This window comes from Vibrio sp. vnigr-6D03 (genome assembly GCF_002835515.1).
Lineage (GTDB): Bacteria > Pseudomonadota > Gammaproteobacteria > Enterobacterales > Vibrionaceae > Vibrio > Vibrio penaeicida.
This window is the reverse complement of record NZ_PIZL01000071.1, coordinates 1-3,594: the sequence shown is the minus strand read 5'-3', so window position 1 is coordinate 3,594 and position 3,594 is coordinate 1. Positions and strand designations below refer to the sequence as shown.

Genomic DNA, 3,594 nt, shown 5'->3' with positions numbered 1-3,594 from the left:
GTAAGGATAACTAACAATTATGGATTCAAAAGAACTAGCTCAAATTAAAAAATATTTGCATTTAGTTGAAGAAAAATCTAAAGACATTGCAATTCTATTGATATTAGGTAGGAGCAGTAGCTTAAAGGAAAATCAGAATTTGGTATATCTAAGTGAGAGAGCATTAACATTAGATAAGGCCAATGATTTAATCAATAGATTCAGAAAATCAGGTTGTTACGTAAAATGTTATGATGATGAAATTCATTTCATGAAAGAAGCACTCTCTGGAAAACTAGAAAATATTCCTAAGCCAATTAAATTCGTATATTCTGCGTCCGCTGAAAATAGCGGTCCGGGATTTAGAGCACTAATACCTTCTTTTTGTAGTAGATTGGGCATCAAATATCTAAATTCAAACGCACATTCTCGCTCTCTTGTTTGGCATAAGTATCACAACACCCTTTTGATGGAGAGACTCGGTATACCAGTGCCAAAAACTTGGCAATTTGACTACATAAATGGTTGGTCGAATAATCAATATCCAAAGGAGGGAACAGAAATAATTATAAAGCCAACGTATGAAGCTTGGGCTGTAGGTGTTGAAGGAAGTTCAATTCAGAGCTTCTCAAAAAAATCTTTAGAGTTTATATCTGATAAATCTCGTTCGTTTATGCAGCCATTTGTAGTGCAAGAGTTTATAGAAGGGGAAGAAGTTTACGCTCCAATAATAGAGTTAGAGACACAAATTTGTCCAAACGTTATGGAGGTGGGATTTATCGATAAAAAGAAAAGTAATAGGAATATACAAACTTTTTTAGATAATAAAAATCCTTTATCTATTAATTTCAAACCTATTAAAAATAAAATAAAATTAGTAGAAAAAATATCTAACATCTCAAAAAATGTAATGAAAGCACTAGAAATTAGTTGTGTAGCGAGAGTTGATTTTAGAGTAAGCTCAAATGAAAATGTGTATGTGTTTGATGTTGCCGAAGTACCTAGCTTACATCCTGACCACGCTTTTTCATTATCATTTTATAACAATGGATTATCAAAACACGACACGGTATCCCTTATGATAGCGGCAAATCTCATTGAACATAAGTTAATTTAGCTTCCAATATTGAATTTCGGTTAAGAGAAAACCTTTAAGAAACTCATCCCACAAAGGACCTCGACTTATTTCACGCAACTTAGGTTCCATATATTTTTCCCAACTATCACAATCACCACAACTTATATTATCAAATGCGGTGATTAATTCTTGGTGCCTATCAATATAAAATTGACGGCTTTCGTAAGGTATACATTCGACAAGTTGGATTAGATCTATCCAATTATTTTTAGATTCTGAGTTAGATTTACAGTGAAAATCAACTAAAATAATAGATTGTCGAACTAGATATTCAATAAATATTTCAACATTATTAATAGACTCTAGTCTACTTGCCATTTTACCTGCGATACTTACAGCTTCATCATACTTATTTGATAGCAAGGCATATACTATTAAATTATTCTCAAGAAGTATGTTCGATAATCCACAATTCCTATTGCTAACTATTTTCTCTTGTTCTCTAAATGCTCTAATAGGTTTGATTTTTTTTGATTTATATCTACACAATATGTTATTATGCAATAGATATTCTAAATCTCTAAATTTGATACCATCATGATGCTTTAAAATATTCAAACCAGAATTTAAATGTTTTTCAGCTTCATTGTAACGACCCAGACATATAAGTACACTGGCTAAGTTATTTAACGACATGAAATATTCCAATGGTTTTATAACTTCTCCTCCGAGTTCTTTTGAAAAATGTAAAACTGATTTTTCCATAAATTTGACTGAAATTTCCGGAGTATATATACCATTAAACATACGATATATATTGAATAGAAAATCTTTAATTTCACTTCCAATGGCTTTACTTCTATTTAGGATATATTCTATTTCTTTAATATTATTCAAAGCTATTGTTTTATCTTCATTCAAGAAGTTGCTATAAAGCTCCAAAATCAAGAACCTTACGTTTATTTCAACTTCCATAGCATCTAGCTTGTTTTCCTTAATAATATCTATAGCTCTCATTCTATCAGCCTCAATCCTAGTTGAAAGAAGAGCATTTGATAAAGTATAATTTATTTCAGATTTAACCAAAGGTTGAATAATATTAATAGGCTCCCATTTATCTAATACATCAATTGCTAAGCTTGCTTGATCAATGTTTATCAGTTCCCAAGCTTCTTTTACATCATTATATATATCAAGCAATTCATTTTCATCCAATATGGTTTTTTTTATACCTGATATGTACTCAGATGAATTAATGCCAAGTCTAATCCGTCTCACTGCTTCAAGAAAAGTAAATATAGCTTCATCCGTATAGTTTTCAGCTTGATTAGCTACAAACGACCTAAATGCATACTCACTAGGGCTCAATTTCTTCAGGCAGTTAGACAATTTATCATAAAGTATTGGCTTCTCTATACCTATTTTGTTTTTAAATAGATTTCTAAAACTATCATGAGAAAATTTTGCTCTATTTCTCTCCTTTTCTACTATTCCAGATTCGAAAGCGATGTTGAGATCATGCTTTACGTCGGATTCATTTTTGTTTGATATACAAAATAATTCATTCACATGAAAAGATAACCCTAATAGTGAAGCACATTTCAATGTATCTAATGCTAAGTTATTAGTGTTAGTTATATTATTCAGCTTTTTTATTACTATTTTGTCTAATAAATCCTTAGCTTTGATAGAGGTCAACTCTCCTCCGCCTTGAACAAAAAGTGCAACTTCATAAACAAATGCCAAATTTTCACCACATGATTCATGAATTTTACTAAATTCTTTATCTGTTAAATTTTTGGTATTAAAAAACAAACCCAATATATCTTCTAATTTTTCTCGACTTACTCCTTTAATATGAAACTTATCTTCAAACTTAGTGTAAATTGATTCTTCTAGATATTGTTTTTCAATTGGTTTCTGAAATTTTTCTTCGGTTCTAATTATAATTATATTAAGATTTTCTAGGATACCTAAACCACTAAATCTTGTTAACTTATTGTCAATGAGAAGCTGCAAGAATTGTAAAGTTCCCTTATCCAGCCAATGCACATTGTCAACAATAAGAAGAGGATGTTTGTTCTTGCAGAGCATACATAAACTTTGTATGAAGCTACACTCTAAATCATCAAGAAACGGTAATTTTTGTTTTATATTTGACTCAAGATGATCTGCTAATCTATCTGAGACTGAGGAAAAAACTTTGCCACTCAACACACCTAAGTCCAAAATTCTACCTATGACTATTATTGCATCTTGGTAATATTTCCAAGTCTTGGCTAGCGGTTGAGGCTTTGCGCATAACGGATAATATGGTCTTTCGACCATGTCACGATCACCTTCAATTACCACACACACACCTCCTTCTTCTTCCCAGCGCGTTCCTACTCCTTTGCATAGCCAAGATTTTCCAGAACCAGGAGGACCTTCAACAAGGATTCTAGAAGCTTTGTCATTTCCCAGTATGTTGCTTACTTTTTGGATGACACTGTCATGACCAAGAGCTTTCCAAATTAAATCCATAATTGTTAGTTATC

The 3,594-nt window shown here is 31.5% G+C and carries 2 protein-coding genes; one reads left to right on the top strand and one right to left on the bottom strand.

Annotated features, from left to right (window positions below; all coding sequences use genetic code 11):
* The first annotated feature begins 19 nt into the window (after positions 1–19).
* Positions 20–1,096: an ATP-grasp domain-containing protein gene (locus CW749_RS28045; protein WP_101115773.1), complete on the top strand. Its 1,077-nt coding sequence runs from the start codon at positions 20–22 to the stop codon at positions 1,094–1,096.
* On the opposite strand, the gene CW749_RS28040 is transcribed toward CW749_RS28045, so the two are convergent.
* Complete coding sequence (locus CW749_RS28040) at positions 1,088–3,580, bottom strand: tetratricopeptide repeat protein (RefSeq protein ID WP_101115771.1); 2,493 nt, start codon at positions 3,578–3,580, stop codon at positions 1,088–1,090. The genes CW749_RS28045 and CW749_RS28040 overlap by 9 nt on opposite strands.
* Between the last annotated feature and the right edge of the window lie 14 nt (positions 3,581–3,594).